Origin of the sequence: Neisseria sp. 27098_8_112, assembly GCF_041433235.1 — a bacterium.
Lineage (GTDB): Bacteria > Pseudomonadota > Gammaproteobacteria > Burkholderiales > Neisseriaceae > Neisseria.
Genome location: NZ_JAPWBB010000024.1, coordinates 1 through 17,217 on the forward strand (window position 1 = coordinate 1; position 17,217 = coordinate 17,217).

Genomic DNA, 17,217 nt, shown 5'->3' on the forward strand with positions numbered 1-17,217 from the left:
TCAGATAAACCTGAAACAGTACCAAACGTTGAAGCAGGCAAAGACAGCACCACTATTCCACAAGACAAAGTGAAAGATGGTTCTGAAGTTTCTGCGAAAGCGAAAGACCCAGCAGGTAATGAAAGTGCTGCAACTACAGTAACTGCAGGTAATGATAAACCGTCAGCACCAACTGTTACAGCTTCAACTGAAGATGGTTCTGTAACTGTGGCTGTACCTGATGATGCTAAGCAGGGAGATGTATTGAATGTAGCAGTTCAAGGTAATGATGATCCAGCACAAAAAACTGTAACTTTAACTAAACAGACTGATGGCAGCTGGACTTCAAACAATCCGGATGTTGTACCAAATATTGAGGTAGGTAAAAACAGTACCACTATTCCACAAGATAAAGTGAAAGATGGTTCTGATGTTGCGGCAATTGTTGTACGTAACAATATGCCTAGTGATAATGCTACTGCGCAAGCAGGTGCAGACAAAGTAGTTACATCACCAACATTAACTTCAAATGATGATGGTTCTGTGGTTGTTAATGTGCCTGCTGATGCTGCTGCAAATGATACCGTTGAAGTAACTGTGACACCTGAATCCATCACTGGTAATGCTACACCAGTAACTGTAGTCTTGACTAAACAAGCCGATGGTAGCTGGACTTCAAGCAATGAATCGGTAGTGCCAAATGTGAAAGCAGGTGAAAGCAATACAACAATTGACAACAATAGTGTTGAAGATTTATCAAAAGTATCTGCGGTAACTAAAACACCAACTGGTTTAGAAAGTGAGAAAACAGAAGTTCAAGCATTGCTTGATCCTCCAGCACTTGAAGCGGCTACAGATAGCGGAGATGTGATTATTGAATTACCTGCTAATGCTGATATTGGTGATGCAGTTGCAGTGTACTTTACTCAGCCAAGTGGAACCAAGTATGTGAGCATGGTACAAAAACAGGCTGATGGTACTTGGGCTGGTGTGGAAGAGGGAGTATTTAATATTTCCAATAATAAAGCCACTATCTCAGGCAGCAATATCCAAGATAATACTGAAGTTTCTGTACAGCATGTGTATAAAACAGCTACTGATGAGATTGGTGCTGAATACAATGATGATGGTTCTGCAAAAGCAATTACAGATTTAACGAAAGCAAGTAAATTGGTATCGATTATCTCTGGTGAAGATAAAGTTGTTAAACTTGAACTATCATTAGCTCAAGATACCGGTGCGTCTAATAACGATAACTATACTAGAAATGGTCAAGTTAACGTGTCTGGTATTCCATCAGGTTCTGAATGGGAATACAGTACAGACGGCGGTCAAACTTGGAATTCTGGTTCTGGTAACTCGTTTACCTTACCAAACAACACCAAAGTGGGTGGTATTGCATACAGCTTACAAGCTCGTGTGAAAGGTAATGCGGCATCAACCAGCGACACCTTAAATATGACGCTTGACCAAAAAGCAGGGGAATTCCATGCGATTATTGATGAGAGTATGAATTTAATCGGAACAGCTGAGAAAAATTCAACATTGACTATCAATAACCATAGTGGCAGCTCCGATGAAAATGGTGAGTTTGAGTTTGCTACAGGTATTGTTCCAAATGCAACAGTGAAGAAAGTACCTTACACTGTAGTTGAAACAGACTTAGCGGGTAACACTATATCTAAGGACGTTGCCTACACTTACTACCGTCGTTATGGGGCTAATACCAATGACAGTTATGGTAGTGAAAATGATGTTATCTTAATTGGTACTAAAGGTGGTACTGGTGATTTAGGTGCGTTAATTAAATCTAGCCTGAATACTGGTGACGGTGATGACTCTGTCTATGCAATTGGAGTTCAATACCATAGTAATACCCTTGATACGGGTAACGGTAACGACTTCGCGAGTTTTAAAAACATTGCAGGTACCATAAATATGGGGGCTGGTAATGATATTCTTGAAGCGCGTAATACAGACAATCCGTTCTTCTATTTAGCAGGCGGCCATCCAACTATCAATATGGGAAGTGGTGATGACATCGTGAGAACACCTAGTATGATTAATACCAGAGCATCTATTGATGGTGGTGATGGTTTCGATACACTTGAGTTTGTGAACCGAGATGGTAAACCGATTACAACCACTATTTCAATGATCTCTCACTTCGAGAAAATTGATATTACCGGTACGTTAAACAACTCGGTTACTATCAGTGCAAGCGATGTTGAGAAAAACCACAGCGCTACAGCAACTGTTGATGCTAGTGGTAAATCTCACAACAACGTATTAATTGTTGATGGTGATGCAGGCGATAAAGTGACTTTAAGTGGTATTAGCAAAGCTGCAAACTCACAAGTTACTTATGAAGGCAATACTTATAATGTTTACAACACCGGTTCTAATGAACTTTGGGTTGATTCAGATATTACCGTTGCTTAATTTGTAACATCTATTAGAAAAACGCACCTTCGGGTGCGTTTTTTATCTGATTTACACATTGATGCCGTCTGAAAACCTTGTATTTTGCACTTTATTTAACTAATTTGATTTATAATTTCTAAAGTGAAAAAGTCTTATTTTCTGCACTAAAAAAGAGAAATTTGTTTATGAAAAATCCCCATCAGAAGTTTATTGCATTGCTACTGTATGGCATTTTGCAATCACCTTCAGCTTTCGCAGTGGAATTGGTCGATATACTTCGTTATTCGCTGCAAAACGACCCGACATTACAGGAAGCTAATGCCAATACAGAGGGTGCCTACAATGACATGAAAGCATCAAAGGCCGGGCATTACCCGACGTTTTCTTTAACAGGGCAAAATGTTTTGGCTCAGCGGCATACTTCAGACAATTCCAAAATGCGCGATGATCTAGGGATTAAATCGCGCTTGAATTTGTATGCTTGGGGCGGTATTCAGGCTGCTGTCGAACGCGACAAGCATAAAATGGAGTATTACCAATACAAATATTATGAGACCCGAGAGGAGTTAGCCAATACAATCAGTACGCTTTATCTGACTGCGTTACGTGCGAAAGAGTCAATAGAGATTGCTAAGAGAAACATCAAACGCCATGAAAAATTTTTGGCTGACTTACGTATTATTAGTAAATATGATCCAGGTCGCCGTTCGGAAAAGACTCAAGCAGAATCTCGCTATTTGCAGACTTTGTCGAATGAAGCTAATTTACAAAAAACTTTATCAGTGGCTTTGAGCAAGCTGAATAAATACAGTGCTAAGAAATTAACTGAGAAAGATATTGTCGATCCATTTGGTAAACAGAATGCGGACCAGTTGATTGCTTCTTTTGATAATGCGCAGGCGAAAGAACATCCAAGCGTGAAAGCGCAGGAGTCAGAATACAACAGCGCATTATCTGATATTAAGGTAAACAAGGCCTCAAGATACCCCTCTATTAATTTAGAAGGTAGTGCGACGCATCGCGATAGAAGCATTGCTGTAACAATGAGTTGGGATTTTTATAACAAATCTTCTGATTATTCTGTCAAAAAAAGCCATGCGGTAGCACTGTCGGCAAAATCGCGTTCAGATGAATTGCTACGGGATATTCAAGAACGTGCGGAAACGGCAAAAGTGGATATGAAACAGAACGAACGCCGTGCCAAAATTGCGAAACTGTTGATTGCAACACAATCAAAAGTGGCAAAAGACTATGAGCAGCAGTTTTATATTGCAAATCGAACATTGTTGGATGTCTTGGATTCGTATGCGGAACTGGCATCAACTGAAACCAACTATGTCGAGGCGCAAAACGACTACCGAGATGCAGCGGTTGCGTATCTGCTTGCCAAAGCCAGCTTGGCCAAGTGGGCTAAAGTGCCGGATTTTAATGCAAACGGCCATTTTTGATTTGTCGTTATTTTGTAGATAGATTTTATGAATTCAATTATTAAACATTTAGCCATTGCAACAAAATTGCTTAATCAACCTGTTGCAGAAGAGGCTCTTGCAGCAAACATTGCTAGAGAACGAAATTTAAATGCCAATATCCAATCGCTGAGTGAAGTTTTACGCAGTTATGGGTTTGAAAACCATATTTCCCGTCGCAAACTGATTGAGATCCCTTCACTTGCGATGCCTGTAGTCATTATTCTCCATAATGATGAAGCTGCAGTTGTCAGTGAGGTAAAAGGGCGAGGAGAAGAGCGTGTTTACGTCATCCGTTCTGGGGATGCGCCGGCGCATGAAGTCAGCCATAAAGAGCTTGAAACTCAATATTTGGGGTTTTGTTGGTTCATTAAACCCAAGTTGACTGCAGACCACCGCTCTGAGTTGCCAGAGTACCATTTGCCTAAAGCATGGTTTTGGAAAGTGATTGGACGGTTTAAAAAGTATTATTACCAAGTAATCTTAGCATCGTTCCTTATCAATATTTTGGCATTAGTCAGTTCGCTGTATGTCATGAATGTATATGACCGTGTAATTCCAAATCAGGCTTACTCTACTTTGTGGGTACTGAGTATTGGCGTATTTTTGGCGATTGTCTTCGAGTTTATCGGTAAAATGATACGTTCGCGTCTGACAGATATTGCGGGTAAAAAGGCAGATTTAATTATTAGTTCTGCGTTGTTCAGACGTGTGATGGCTTTACGTCTGATTGAGCGTCCGATTTCATCCGGTTCATATGCCAACAATTTGCGGGATTTTGAAGCTGTACGTGAATTTATGACTAGTGCTAGTTTGTTGGTTTTGGTTGATGCGCCGTTTTTGTTACTTTTCTTGTTTGTAATATTCATTATTGGTGGAAAACTTGTAATCGTACCAATCATTACCTGTATTTTGGTAATTGTAGTTTCTTTTGCGGTTCAGCCTATGTTGGCTAAACGCATTAATGAAAGTATGAAAGAAAGCTCACAACGTCAAGGTTTGGCTGTTGAGGCCGTAGAAGGTATCGAAACACTTAAAGTCAACAATGCGACTAACTGGGCACAGCAGCGTTGGGATAAGTTGAATGCGGTGACGGCAGCCAGCTCAATGAAAGTTAAAGAAATCAACGAATTTGTATCCAACTTTACCGTAGGTCTGCAGCAGCTTAATACCGTGGGTTTGGTTGTTTTAGGTACTTATTTGATTCATGACAGCGTAGTTGAGGCACGTATTACGATGGGTGCGGTGATTGCATCAGTCATCCTTTCAGGTCGTGCACTCTCTTCATTAGGCAAAATTGCCGGATTGGCTATACGCTTCCAGCAGGCAAAAAATGCTCTTCATGGTATCAACGCGATTGTGGAAAGACCGATTGAGCGTGATCCTGAGCGCGCCTATGTAACACTTGATCAAGTTCAGGGACAGCTTACTTTTGACAATGTTGTATTCAAATACAATGAAGACACACAACCTGCTATCTCCAATCTTAATCTGATCATCCGCCCTGGTGAGAAAGTTGCCATTTTAGGACGGATTGGCAGCGGTAAAAGTACTTTATTAAAGTTGGCCAATGGCCTGTATGATCCGACAGGCGGCAATATTTTGCTGGATAATGTGGACATCCGCCAAATTGATCCGAATTTTCTGCGTGATAAAGTTGCTTTGCTGAATCAATCTCCAAGATTATTCCTCGGTACATTGAGAGAGAACTTGGATCTGGGGCGTATGAATGGGTATTCAACTGATCAGGAATTGCTGGGGGCATTGCATAATTTCCATTTGGATCAGCTTGTTCGTAATCATCCTAAAGGTTTGGATATGCCTTTGGGTGAAGATGGCTTAGGGCTCTCAGGTGGACAAAAACAAATTGTATCGCTGGTACGTTTGACGCTCTCTCACCCTCGTGTAGTGTTGCTGGATGAACCGACAACCGGTTTGGATGAGCAGACAGAACGTCAAGCCTTGGGTGTCTTGGCTCAATGGGCGCATGATAAAACCGTTGTTGTTGTTACGCATCGCTTGCAGGTTCTTCCTATGGTTAATCGTGTTGTGGTGGTTGACAACGGCCGTGTCATTATCGACGGACCCCGCGATGCGGTGATTGCTAAATTACGTGAGAATGAAGAACGCCAAGCCCAAGCAGTACAGGCACAAGCTCAAAAAGCGGCACAAGTTGCAGTTGAAAAAAAAGAAGGAAAAGGGAATTAATATGTCAAATCAGCAATCGGAACATATTGATCAAGAAGATTTAAAGCTGATTAATGATTTAAGTGCAGCTTTACAGTCTGAAAAACATACGGGCTATTTTGCAGTTATCAGTTTGTTTCTATCTTTTGTCATTGTCTTCATTGTATGGGCTTATTTCAGTCCGCTTGAAGAAGTGGCACAAGGACAGGGAAGGATTATTCCGAGTAGCCGTGAACAGATTGTGCAGAGCTTAGATCCAGGAACGATTCAAGAAATGTTGGTTAAAGAGGGCGATACTGTCGAAAAAGGCCAGGTTCTCTTGAAATTGGATGATACTCGAAGTTCGGCTATTTTGCGTGAGAGTCAGGCAAAAGTAGAAAATTTGGAAGCAATGGCTGCTCGTTTGAAAGCTGAAGCCTACAATAGCAAATTGATTTTTCCGGAAGGCATTTCTTCTGAGTTGAAAAAACGTGAAGAAGCTGCCTATATTTCTCGCCGTAAGGCAATGGAAGAGCAAGTTTCCGGTTTGCGGCAAAGTAAGGCAGCGTTGGATAAGCAGATCTCGATTGTTAGCCCAATGGTTCAAAGAGGTGTTATGTCTCAGGTTGAGCTATTGCGTATGCAACGTGATTCACAAGATTTAGCTGTACAAATTACTGAGCGCCAAAACCGTTACACGACAGATGCAAGTAACGAATTGGTTAAAACCGAAGCTGAACTTGCACAAGCTAAGGAAAATATGGCCATGCGTGCAGACCCGGTTGATCGTTCACAAATTCGTGCACCGATGAAAGGTATTGTGAAAAATATCCGTATTAATACTATTGGTGGTGTGGTCAATGCCGGACAGGATATTTTGGAAATTGTACCGATTGAGGATAATCTTTTGGTTGAAGCCTATATCCGACCGAATGATGTAGCCTTTATCCGTCCAGGATTGCCTGCTGTAGTGAAATTAACAGCTTACGATTATGCTATTTATGGTGGCCTGGAAGGTAAAGTTATTTTGATCAGTCCGGATACATTGAGTGATGAGAAACGCAATACCGGTGATTTGAAACTGAATATGAATAATGTATATTACCGCATTTTGGTTCAAACTTCTGGCAGCAAGCTATTGGATAAGAACGGAAAAGAAATGCCAATTATTCCAGGTATGGTGGCAACAGTTGACGTGAAAACTGGTGAGAAAACTGTGTTCCAATACTTGATCAAACCGATTACTAGAATGAAGCAGGCATTGCGAGAACGCTAGAAGAAAAAGCAGTATGCTATGCATACTGCTTTTTTATTGGGTAAAAGGATATCAATAGGTTTAAAACCTTACCTGCGTCTGCAACTGCCTCCGATAAACTAATACGGCAGCAGTCAGTGTGGCAAAAGAGAATGCTGACAGTAGAAGCAGGTAACGGCCGATTCCGTCCAGTCCGCTGCGGTTGAGCAGCAGTTCTTGAAAAGCCTTCAAGCCCCATGCCATCGGGGAAATCCAAGTGAGTTGCTGCATGGTTTCGGGCATGACGTGGGCGGGGACCATAATGCCGCCGATTGCCGCCATCAGGATGATGCCGCCGCCGCCGAGCACAACGGCGTGTTCAGTAGATTTGGCGCAGACGCTGATTAGAAGCGCGTAGCCGAGTGCGGCGGCGCTGACGGCGGCGGACAGCAGCGCGTAGGGAACAAGGCTGCCGTTGAGTATGAGGGCGGGCACGCCGATTTCGGGCAGCAGGTAGCGGCCGAGCAACAGCATTCCGACAAACTGAAGCTGGTTAATCAGAAAATAGGGGATGAGTTTGGCGGCAATCAGGCCGGACGCGGAGGCGCGGGCGAGGCGCAGGCGGGTGATAGTGTTGGTCTGGCGTTCCAGCGCCATGACGTTCGACAGCGGTATCATTATGAAAAACATACCGAAAATCAGCCATGCGGGAACGCTATGCTGTACAGCGTTGGGTTTTTCAACCTTGCCGCTGCCTGCGCTCAGGTAGTGTTCTTCCAGCATTTTTTTATCTAAAAAGGTTTGCACGGCGGCGAATTGCTCGTCGTTTTTTTCATCGACTTTTTTCTGGATGTCTTTGCGGATAGAGCGGGGCAGTTTTTTATTGTTGATTTTGATGCCTTCGTTGTTGTCGAAATAAGCGTCCAGCCGCGTTTGGGTGTAGTGCTGCTGCAAAACGCCTTTGACCGCCGCCAGCCATGAGGGCTCGGTATCGGGCGGTACATAGATTTGCAAGGCTTTGTCGTCGGCAATTTTGCCGGAGGCGTGGTTCGGGTTGTGCAGCACCAGTTGGAAACGTTTGTCGTGCAGGCCGTTTTGCGCGTCGGTCAGTTTTTCAGACGGCATCAGTGTGACATGGATTTGCTCTTTTTCCAGCGTGGCGGCCAGCGCGGTATTGATACTGTCGTTTGCTATGCCAACCAGCACGATACGGCTGTCGGTGTGCGGATCTTGGTCGCGGCTCAGCGCCAACGACATAATCAGCATGAAGGCGATGGGCATCACAAACAACACTGCCAAACCGTGCAGGTCGCGGCAGAGCAGTTTGAGTTCTTTGAGGAGGGAGGAAATCGTCATTGTGGATTTTGCTTATCTGTTGCCGGTTCGTCTTTGCGCAGGAAATCAAGGTAAAACGTTTCCAGCGAACCGTGTCCCTGCTGGAAGTAGCGGATTTGTGCGCCGCTTTGTTGCAGGGCGGCGTAAACGGCGGCGGCATCGTGCGTCGTTTCCATCATGCCGCGGCTGTCCACTTGCTTGGCACCCAAAGCGGTCAGCGTTTGAGGCGGCAGTGGCGGTTCGACGGTAAAGCGCACGACACCTGTTTGCGTGCTTAAAAGCTCGTCCAAACCGCCGTGGTACACCAGCTTGCCGTGTTGCAGCAGCGCGATTTTGTCGCAAAGCTGCTCGATTTCCGACAGATAGTGCGAGGTGTAGACCACCGTTACCCCTTGCCGCGTCAAATCTGCCACGCTGTCGAGGATAAAGCGACGCGACTGCGGGTCGATGCCTACCGTGATTTCGTCGAGGAACACCAGTTGCGGCGTGTTAATCAGGCCGATGGCAAAATTCAGACGGCGTTTAAGCCCACCCGAAAGATGCTTCGCCGCTTTGTTTTTGTGGGCGGTCAGGTCGGTCTGTTCCAATAGTGCATTCAGACGGCCTTTGTCGCGCACTTTATAAAGCGAGGCGAAAAACAGCAGGTTGTCCCACACGGAAAGCTGCGGATAAAACGCGAAATCCTGCGGCACCAAACCGATTTTCTGCCGCTCGCTACGGCTTAACAGACGCAATGGCTTGCCGTCAAACAAAATCTCGCCCTGCCGTACTTCCTGCAAGCCGGCCAAAAGCGACATCAGCGTCGTTTTCCCCGCACCGTTGTGGCCGAGCAGCCCCAAACATTCGCCGTCGGCAATGTCGAACGACACATTGTCCAGCGCGGCAGTTTCGGCTTTGGGATAATGGTGGGAGAGGGATTGGATTTGAATCATGGTTTCAGACGGCCTTTCGAGCGATATTTAAATCGCAGCACCCCATAAATAACGGCGCTGGAATTTACCGTCCTTAAATATAAAGCAGACATCGAAAGGATTGCCGTCCGAACCTTGTCTGCCGAACAGATAAAGCGTTTTATCGCTGTCGCGGTAATAGGCTTCCCATTTTTCATACACATTGCTGCCGCGTGCAGTGGCGGCAAAATCGGGCGAGAACAGTCCTTGCAGTTCGGCAGCGGGAACTGCTTGACCGTTTAGCATGATGCGTTCAAGCGCGAACACGCTTTTCGGAATGGTGTTGTCCATGCCATAGAACGGTTTGCCTTGATAGAGACGCGCCGTGAAGTTGTCTTTGCTGATACCTGAGAAATCACTGCGTTTAGGGTGGATGCGGCGGGCAACGATGTGTACCTTTTGTCCGCTACCGGACAAAGTCAGCGTATCGTCGCGACCGGATTGTTCGCGCAGGCGAACGAAGCTTTTATCGGCGGCAGGAAATATCAGACGGCTGTAATGGATAAAGCCGGAATCGTCGGCGTTTGCCTGTTGTAGCTGAACAAAACAGAAGTCCGACCTGGTTTCACTGAGTTCTTCCACACATTCCAACGGCGTACCGTTGGGAATTTTTGCCAAGATTTTGGCATTCAAATCGGGTCTTTTGCGCAAGTTGGTGTGTCCGTCGGCATCATGCACCAAGGCAAAGCCGTTCGGCGGCGCAGCATGGGTTAGGGCGGAACACAATAATAAGAGTGTGGCTAAGTAACGCATTTTTATCTTTTCTTTTAGTTTTCAGACGACCTAATTTCAAAACGGTGCGCGGCGGATTGAGTTATACCGCATGATTCCCCATTATTTCAATAATCCCCGCCATAAGGCTTCTTCATCGTCCGCAATCTTGCGCAAAAATGCGGCGATTTCGCGGCAGCCGTTTTCGGACGGCTTTTTGCACTGTTTCACGCACATCGCTGCAAACTGCCGCCATTGGTCGCCGATAGCGGTCATTTGTTCTGAGGCCGTCTGAAACGCGGGGTTGTCGCAGATACGGGCGGCCTGTTCGAGGAAATAGGCGTAGATGTAGCGGAAACCTGCGCCGCCGGTGCCGATTTCTTCCTGCATCCGCACGAGATGGCCGAGGAACAGCTTTTGGTATTTTGCATTTCGTTTAGTGGGCAGGGCTTCGATGTTTTTTGCCAACGTGCGGATGCCTTTTACGCCGATGAAAAAGACCGGTGTGAGCATATGTTTGGCGTTTTTGCGTATGGCTTTGCGGATAATGGCAGGCAAGTCTGCCATGATTTTTTCAGACGGCCTGTTGTCTTCCAAAGTGTACATCATGCCTTTTGCCGCCAATACACCTTTGGCGAAGCGCGCCCGTTGCAAATCTTCAGCGGCGCAGCGTTGCACGGTTTCAAATACGGGGTCGCTGATGAGGTAGTCGTTGCCGTCTTTTCCGTACACTAAAAGATTGTGTGCGTTGAAATGGAAGCGCATTTGCGGCGGGAAGTAGGGCAGCCAAAAGACGGAGGTTTGCAAACCGGCCAGTTTGCCTGAAGATAGAGCTGCATCCAATGCGGCTTGTCCGCTTTGTGCGTCGGAAAATTTGCGCACGGATAATTTCAGCCCCAATGCTTTGCAGGTGTTTTTGATGATGCTGCGCGGCGCGGTACGGTAAGAAATCAGCGGCATGCCGTTTAATTTGATCAGCGGCATCCAGACAAATGTCAGCGCGTGGGCAATGCCGAAAATCATGGCTTCGTCTAAATTGTGGCCATGGTATTTGAGCAGGGTGGACATCACACCGCTTTCGCAATGGGCGGTATGTTGGTGTGGAAATTCTTGTGTGGTCATAAAGTTATTGGTTTTCATGCAATGTTTTCAGACGGCTTGAAGCGGTCGGAATGGTTTGTTGTTTTGGAAATCAGCGGGTTTCTTTGGCCGCTTCCTGCTCGGCTTTGTGGCGGCGCAGAAATTCGATGGCGGCGGCTTTTTCGGCTTCGTTGCCGTATTTGGCATCACGTTGGGCGCGACGCAGTTCGGCGCGTTCTTTGGCTTCTTCGATTTGGCGCGCTTTGAAGTCTTCGCGGTTGTCGGAGGAGATGAGTTTGTCCTGTTGTGATTGCGCTTTGGCCATGGCTTTGGCAATCAAATCCATAGGGTTGAATGCGGCGCTTGTTGCGGCTGTTTGGGTTTGTGCCTGTGCGGCCTGTTTGGCTTTGACGGCGGCTTCGCGTTGCGCCAGCAGGACTTTACGTTCGGCATCGTCGCGCTGTTTGCGCGCGGTATGGCGTTCAAAACGGCTTTGTGCGTGTTCGGCGGCAGCAAAGCGCGGTTCGGCAGAGGTGCTGAAACGGCGTGCGGACGGCAGGAAGGGCTGCGATACGGGAACCATGTCGATGCAGTCGACGGGGCAGGAGGTAACGCACAAGCCGCAGCCGGTGCATTCGTCGCTGATGACGGTGTGCATCAGTTTGGACGCGCCCATAATGGCATCAACAGGGCAGGCGCGGATGCAGGCGGTACAGCCGATGCAGACGGCTTCGTCAATCAGGGCTACGGCTTTGATTTGTGTTTTTGCCGGAGCGAGGTAGGGTTTGCCCAATAGGTCGGCAATGTCTTTCATGATGGTTTCCCCACCCGGCGCGCACAGGTTTACCGGTGCTTCTCCTGCCGACAGGGCGCGCGCATAGGGTAGGCAGCCTTCATAGCCGCATTCACGACATTGGGTTTGCGGCAACAGGCGGCTGATGCTTTGGATGGGAATGGTCATCATGGATAGTCAAAATCGAAAAGGCGCATTATATCAGATTGTTGCGTTTGTTTTGGCGAAACCCGCTTTGCTTATTTTAGCGGAACTCTCCACGCTCGTTTTGACGAAACTCGCTACGCTTGTTTTCAGACGGTCTGAGTCGGGTTTGCGTTATAATTTTGAAATAAATTTATTCGGGTAATTTAGGAATGACGGCTACACTTTGCCCTTGTCAGTCGGGGCGTGTTTATACGGAATGTTGCGCACCGTTTCATGCGCATGAGGCGGCGGCCTCGACGGCGGAAGAGTTGATGCGTTCGCGTTATAGCGCGTATGTTTTACAGAAAATCGACTATATCGTGGACACGACCGTCCCTGCGCAGCAGAATTTGTTGGACAAGCAGGATTTGGCGGTATGGAGTAGGCAGACGCAGTGGTCGGGATTGAAGGTTATCCGTCATGTGCCGTTTGGCAAGCTGCATGCTTTGGTCGAGTTTGAGGCGTATTTTGAAGAGAACGGGCAAACTGAGTGCCATCATGAATTGTCGGCGTTTGTGAAAATAGACGGGCGTTGGTACTTTATTGATCCGACCGTTGCTTTGCCGACGATGAAACAGCCTTGTTTGTGCGGTTCGGGCAAAAAGTTTAAGGCGTGTTGCGGACAATTTTTCAAATAGTAATGTAAACAGGCCGTCTGAACGTTCAGACGGCCTGAGCTGTTTTTGCAGATAAAAAAAACCATTCATACTAAGGGAGAAGTATGAATGGCCAATACATTGCGGGAAAACGTCTTACTTGCTGCACCGCCCAAAAGGGATGAAAGAGCGGTGTTGTGTCAGCGATTAGTATTCTACCGTTTTTAGTATTAAATGCTGTTAAGAAGTGAAATAATTTCAATAAGTTGCGAGATAATCGTGATTTTTTGAAGATAAACGGTATTTTTACTGATTTTCTCGAATCCATTTCACCCATTGTTGAAACAGCTCGGGTTGCAATGCGGCGATGACGGAACGCTTGAATACATGTTCGCCGCTCCAAAAATCGTCGCCTTCCAAAGTGGTCAGGCAGCCGCCGGCTTCTTCAAAAATCAATGCGCCGGCAGCGTAGTCCCACAGCTTTTGTCCGCCGTGGATGTAAATATCGTAGCGGCCGCTGGCAAGGTAGCACCAGTCGAGCGTGCTGCTGCCCATGCTGCGGATTGTGCCGAATGGGGCAAGGGTATTCATGCGGCTGGCGAGTTTGCCCGAACGCAGGTATTTGATTTCCACGCCGGCAATGGATTCGTTGAGTTTTTTGTTTTCGGAACGCAGCGGCAGCGGCGTACCGTTGAGAAATGCGCCTTTGCCGCGTTCGGCGTAGAAACATTCGCCGCTGACCGGATTGTAAATCACGCCCAATTCGGCGTGGCCGTTTTTAACCAGCGCGACGGATACGGCAAAATGCGGCAAACCGTTGACGAAGTTGTTTGTGCCATCGATAGGGTCGACAATCCACAGGCCGTCTGAATGTTCGTTCCACAAACGGGTTTGCTCCTGAACGCTCATCTCCTCGCCCAACATCGGACAATCCTCCAATAAGGGCAGGGCGGCGGCAAAAGCGGTTTGTGCGGCCAAATCTGCTTCACTCAAAACCGAGCCGTCTTCTTTACGTCGTGACGGCGTGTTCAGAAAACGCGGCATGACTTCGGTTTGGGCGATGTGGCGGACGACTTTCTGTAAACGGTATAGCACGGCGTATCCTTGTTTTTTGCAGTTTTGCGTGACAGTGGATTAAAATTCAGGAAGGTTTAAATTATAGTGGATGAAATCGAAATCAGGCAGGAGTATGTCGCCGTGTTTCAACTTCATTCATGAAATTTTAAATTTAAATTATATACATTAAATTATATACATGAATAAAGCAGGAAACCATGCCCCGATTTTATGTTGATTTTGCCTTAATTCCCGACAGCGTGGTCGAATTGCCCGATAATGTGGTGCGCCATCTGAATGTATTGCGCGTGAAAAACACGGAAGAAATAGTGTTGTTTAACGGCAATGGCAAGGCATATCCGGCTTTGCCAGAAGTTTTGGAAAAACGCCGTGCCAGCGTGCGGATTTTGCGTGAAAAGGCAACGGACAACGAATCGCCGCTGAACATTACATTGGTACAGGCGGTATCCGCCGCCGAGCGCATGGATTTCACTTTGCAGAAAAGCGTGGAATTGGGCGTGGCAGAAATTCGCCCGGTCATCAGCGAACGCTGTGTCGTCCGCTTGAGCGGCGAACGCGCTGAAAAGCGGGTGGCGCGTTGGCAGGAAATTGTTGTTTCGGCGTGTGAACAAAGCGGCCGCAATATTGTGCCGAAGGTTTTGCCGCTGACGACTTATGCACAGGCATTACAACAGTTACCGCAGGAAACGACCAAACTGTTAATGAGTTTGAACCGCGCACAAAAGCTGAGCGATGTTCAGCCGCAGTCCGGTAAGGTCGTGTTTATGGTCGGCCCGGAAGGCGGCTGGACGGAGAAGGAAGAGCAGCAGGCATTTGATGCCGGTTTTCAATCCGTTACGCTCGGGAAACGGGTGTTACGTACCGAAACCGCCTCACTTGCGGCCATTGCCGCCATGCAGACGCTTTGGGGCGATTTTGCATAAAGTTCAGGCTGTCTGAAAACGAGCGTAGCGAGTTTCGCTAAAACGAGTGTAACAAGTTTCGCTCAAACAAGCTGTTGCTTCATGATATAAAAATGGGAGTTTAAAAAATGTCTTACACCTTTACGCTGGCCGAGCACGAGCTGGAAGCTGAATTGAAAAAGTTAATCGTGCAAGAGGCCGATAAGGCCGACGATGTGGATATGGATGATTTCACCGACGATGCACTTTTGTTTGGCGATGACAGTCCGGTCGGTTTGGATTCGCTTGATGCGCTGCAAATCAGCGTTGCCTTGCAACAGTATTTCCAAGTGCGCCTGCAGGGCGACCGGATGGTGCGCAAACATATGATGTGCGTACGCGATTTGGCGGCGTTTATCCGTGCGGAGCATGGCGCGTGAGTTGGGTTTGCGGTACGGCGGCTACTTCTGCCTTGAATCCGCAAATGGATTTCAGACGGCCTGATGCGGTGTCTTATACGTTTTTAAACCAACCGCAGCAGGCTGCTTATTTTCGTGCATTTGCCGGCGACAGTTTGGGGCGGAAGGAATTTGCGGATATTGCCGAACAACATTTGCGCCGAGCCGCTGAAAATGCAGGCTGGCCGTCTGAAAGTTGGCATGATGCGCCGGTTTTTATCGGTTCTAGTTCCTACTCCATTTCCGAATATGAAAACCGCCATTTTGCAGGCAATAGGGCGGTAGAAGAACATAATCTGCTTTATCTCGCCGAAGATTTGCGCCGGCGTAGCGGCAATCGGCAGATTTTCAGTTTCGCTACTGCCTGCACTTCATCCGCCCATGCGCTCATTCAGGCGGATAACTGCTTGCGCGGCGAGGCGGAGCGTGCCTTTGTGCTTGGGATTGAAAACCTCAACCGACTGACTTTGCTGCATTTTCACAGCTTGGGTTTGCTGACCGAACAGTATCAGCCTTTTGGCGGAAACGGTTTGATTTTAGGCGAAGGTGTTGCCGCACTTGCCTTATCTTCTGCTGCTCCTGAATCTTCTTCAGGCCGTCTGAAACTTATCGGACACGCCGCCAATACGGGTAATGACCTGATTCAAAGCGATGGCCAAGCGCAGGAGCAAGTGATGCGACGCGCTTTGGATGTTGCAGGCATCGCTCCTGAAAACATTGCAGCCGTTAAAACACACGGCATCGGCACGGCTGACAGCGATGCCGCCGAATTGGCCGCACTGGAAAATATATTCGGTACACTGCCGCCCTTGATGGCGTTCAAACCGCAAATCGGACACACGCTTGGTGCAACGGCAGCCCTTGAAACAGCCTTGCTTTTATCCGCTCTAAAACAAGGCGGAAGCAACGATTATCAGGGGCGGGAAATTCGTTTTTCCGAGTGCGCGGCTTCACAAAAAGGCGGCTTTTTCTGTTTGGCCAATCAGTTTGGTTTTGGTGGCAGCAACACATCTTTGGTATGGCAATGGCAACCGTAAATTCTAATATCCGTATTACTGCCGCCGTGCGTTTTGATACTGACACCGGTACCGGCGGTAAAATCCTCAAACAAACCTTAAAGCAGCAAAGCGGTATAGATACCCGCCGCCTCAGCCGCTTGAGTTTGATTGCCGCGCTTGGTGCAGGGCAACTGAAAGAGCAATGCGAAATTCGTTCTGATTGCGCTGTTTTTCTCGGTACGCCGTTTTCTTCGCCATCCGTGTTTGAAAAAATGGCGGATAATGTATTGAACCATCACGCCGCGATGCCGTTTGACTTTATTGCCAACCTGCACAACGCTCCCGTTTTTCACACCGCGCAAGCGTTAGGAACGCATGGTGCAACTTTGGTCGTTACTGCCGATAACAATGTAGATACCTGCTTTCATCCATTATCTCTGGCGATGCAGTCTTTGCAAAATGGCGGACAAGCTGCGGTTGGTTGGGCATATGAACATCAAGCAGTCCGTGCCGATACCCATGAAGGCAGTATCTGGATTTTGCTTGAAAACGGTGCAGAGCAGGGTGTTCCCGTTGTGTTGAATGATGAAGGTACTCAGACTGATAGGCCGTCTGAAAAGCCGCAATATTATTGGCAAAATATCGCCGATTGGCTAGAAGCAGTAATGGCGCACGAGGGTAGGGATGTGAAGAAATATACTTTGGCGTGATGGGGAAAATGATTTTAGAGAATGAGTTTGTTTGTTGAAGTAAATAGGTTTTAAGCCATTAAAAAGGCCGTCTGAAAATATTTTCAGACGGCCTTTTGTATAAAAAGAGACCTTTGCAAAATTCCCCAAAATCCCCTAAATTCCCACCAAGACATTTAGGGGATTTTCCATGA

15 protein-coding genes are annotated in these 17,217 nt (G+C 47.1%); 9 read left to right on the forward strand and 6 right to left on the reverse strand.

Translation table 11 applies throughout. The features are described 5' to 3' along the window. The 4 genes from O3682_RS11105 to O3682_RS11120 all read left to right on the forward strand — a co-directional run. Positions 1-2,421: hypothetical protein (locus O3682_RS11105; protein ID WP_371510120.1), on the forward strand; the 2,421-nt coding region annotated here is incomplete at its 5' end. 167 nt (positions 2,422-2,588) lie between these two features. Continuing rightward, the gene (locus O3682_RS11110; RefSeq protein WP_371510121.1) at positions 2,589-3,851 is read left to right on the forward strand and encodes a TolC family protein; all 1,263 of its coding nucleotides are present in this window, start codon (positions 2,589-2,591) and stop codon (positions 3,849-3,851) included. Between the two features lie 27 nt (positions 3,852-3,878). After that, complete coding sequence (locus O3682_RS11115; RefSeq protein ID WP_371510122.1) at positions 3,879-6,077, forward strand: type I secretion system permease/ATPase; 2,199 nt, start codon at positions 3,879-3,881, stop codon at positions 6,075-6,077. A 1-nt stretch (position 6,078) separates the two neighbouring features. Further along, a complete protein-coding gene (locus O3682_RS11120; RefSeq protein WP_225522858.1) occupies positions 6,079-7,311 on the forward strand; it encodes an HlyD family type I secretion periplasmic adaptor subunit in 1,233 nt (410 codons plus the stop codon). A 60-nt stretch (positions 7,312-7,371) separates the two neighbouring features. On the opposite strand, the gene O3682_RS11125 is transcribed toward O3682_RS11120, so the two are convergent. The 5 genes from O3682_RS11125 to O3682_RS11145 all read right to left on the reverse strand — a co-directional run bounded on the left by O3682_RS11125 (position 7,372) and on the right by O3682_RS11145 (position 12,306). Next, the gene (locus O3682_RS11125) at positions 7,372-8,625 is read right to left on the reverse strand and encodes an ABC transporter permease (protein ID WP_371510123.1); all 1,254 of its coding nucleotides are present in this window, start codon (positions 8,623-8,625) and stop codon (positions 7,372-7,374) included. Further along, a complete protein-coding gene (locus O3682_RS11130; protein ID WP_371510124.1) occupies positions 8,622-9,536 on the reverse strand; it encodes an ABC transporter ATP-binding protein in 915 nt (304 codons plus the stop codon). Before O3682_RS11130 ends, O3682_RS11125 begins: the two co-directional genes overlap by 4 nt. A 27-nt stretch (positions 9,537-9,563) precedes the next feature. Next, positions 9,564-10,307, reverse strand: a complete 744-nt coding sequence (locus O3682_RS11135; RefSeq protein WP_371510125.1) for an SH3 domain-containing protein — start codon at positions 10,305-10,307, stop codon at positions 9,564-9,566. 81 nt (positions 10,308-10,388) lie between these two features. Next, complete coding sequence (gene darH, locus O3682_RS11140; RefSeq protein WP_371510129.1) at positions 10,389-11,387, reverse strand: BtrH-related acyltransferase DarH; 999 nt, start codon at positions 11,385-11,387, stop codon at positions 10,389-10,391. Between the two features lie 70 nt (positions 11,388-11,457). Next, positions 11,458-12,306, reverse strand: a complete 849-nt coding sequence (locus O3682_RS11145; RefSeq protein WP_371510130.1) for an RnfABCDGE type electron transport complex subunit B — start codon at positions 12,304-12,306, stop codon at positions 11,458-11,460. Between the two features lie 188 nt (positions 12,307-12,494). Here O3682_RS11145 and O3682_RS11150 point away from each other — a divergent pair, with 188 nt between their 5' ends. Continuing rightward, complete coding sequence (locus tag O3682_RS11150; protein WP_371510126.1) at positions 12,495-12,962, forward strand: YchJ family protein; 468 nt, start codon at positions 12,495-12,497, stop codon at positions 12,960-12,962. 264 nt (positions 12,963-13,226) lie between these two features. On the opposite strand, the gene O3682_RS11155 is transcribed toward O3682_RS11150, so the two are convergent. Next, complete coding sequence (locus O3682_RS11155; protein WP_003684681.1) at positions 13,227-14,015, reverse strand: inositol monophosphatase family protein; 789 nt, start codon at positions 14,013-14,015, stop codon at positions 13,227-13,229. A 179-nt stretch (positions 14,016-14,194) separates the two neighbouring features. Between O3682_RS11155 and O3682_RS11160 the strand changes: the two genes are divergently transcribed. From O3682_RS11160 to O3682_RS11175, 4 genes are all read left to right on the forward strand, one after another. Continuing rightward, on the forward strand, positions 14,195-14,920 hold the full coding sequence (locus O3682_RS11160; protein ID WP_371510127.1) for a 16S rRNA (uracil(1498)-N(3))-methyltransferase: 726 nt from the start codon (positions 14,195-14,197) through the stop codon (positions 14,918-14,920). A gap of 107 nt (positions 14,921-15,027) precedes the next feature. Continuing rightward, positions 15,028-15,318, forward strand: a complete 291-nt coding sequence (gene apeE / locus O3682_RS11165; protein WP_003748215.1) for an ApeE family acyl carrier protein — start codon at positions 15,028-15,030, stop codon at positions 15,316-15,318. Further along, a complete protein-coding gene (locus tag O3682_RS11170) occupies positions 15,315-16,373 on the forward strand; it encodes a beta-ketoacyl synthase N-terminal-like domain-containing protein (protein ID WP_371510131.1) in 1,059 nt (352 codons plus the stop codon). The genes apeE and O3682_RS11170 overlap by 4 nt, the downstream gene beginning before the upstream one ends. Further along, positions 16,355-17,044, forward strand: a complete 690-nt coding sequence (locus O3682_RS11175) for a hypothetical protein (protein ID WP_371510128.1) — start codon at positions 16,355-16,357, stop codon at positions 17,042-17,044. Before O3682_RS11170 ends, O3682_RS11175 begins: the two co-directional genes overlap by 19 nt. Positions 17,045-17,217 lie beyond the last annotated feature (173 nt).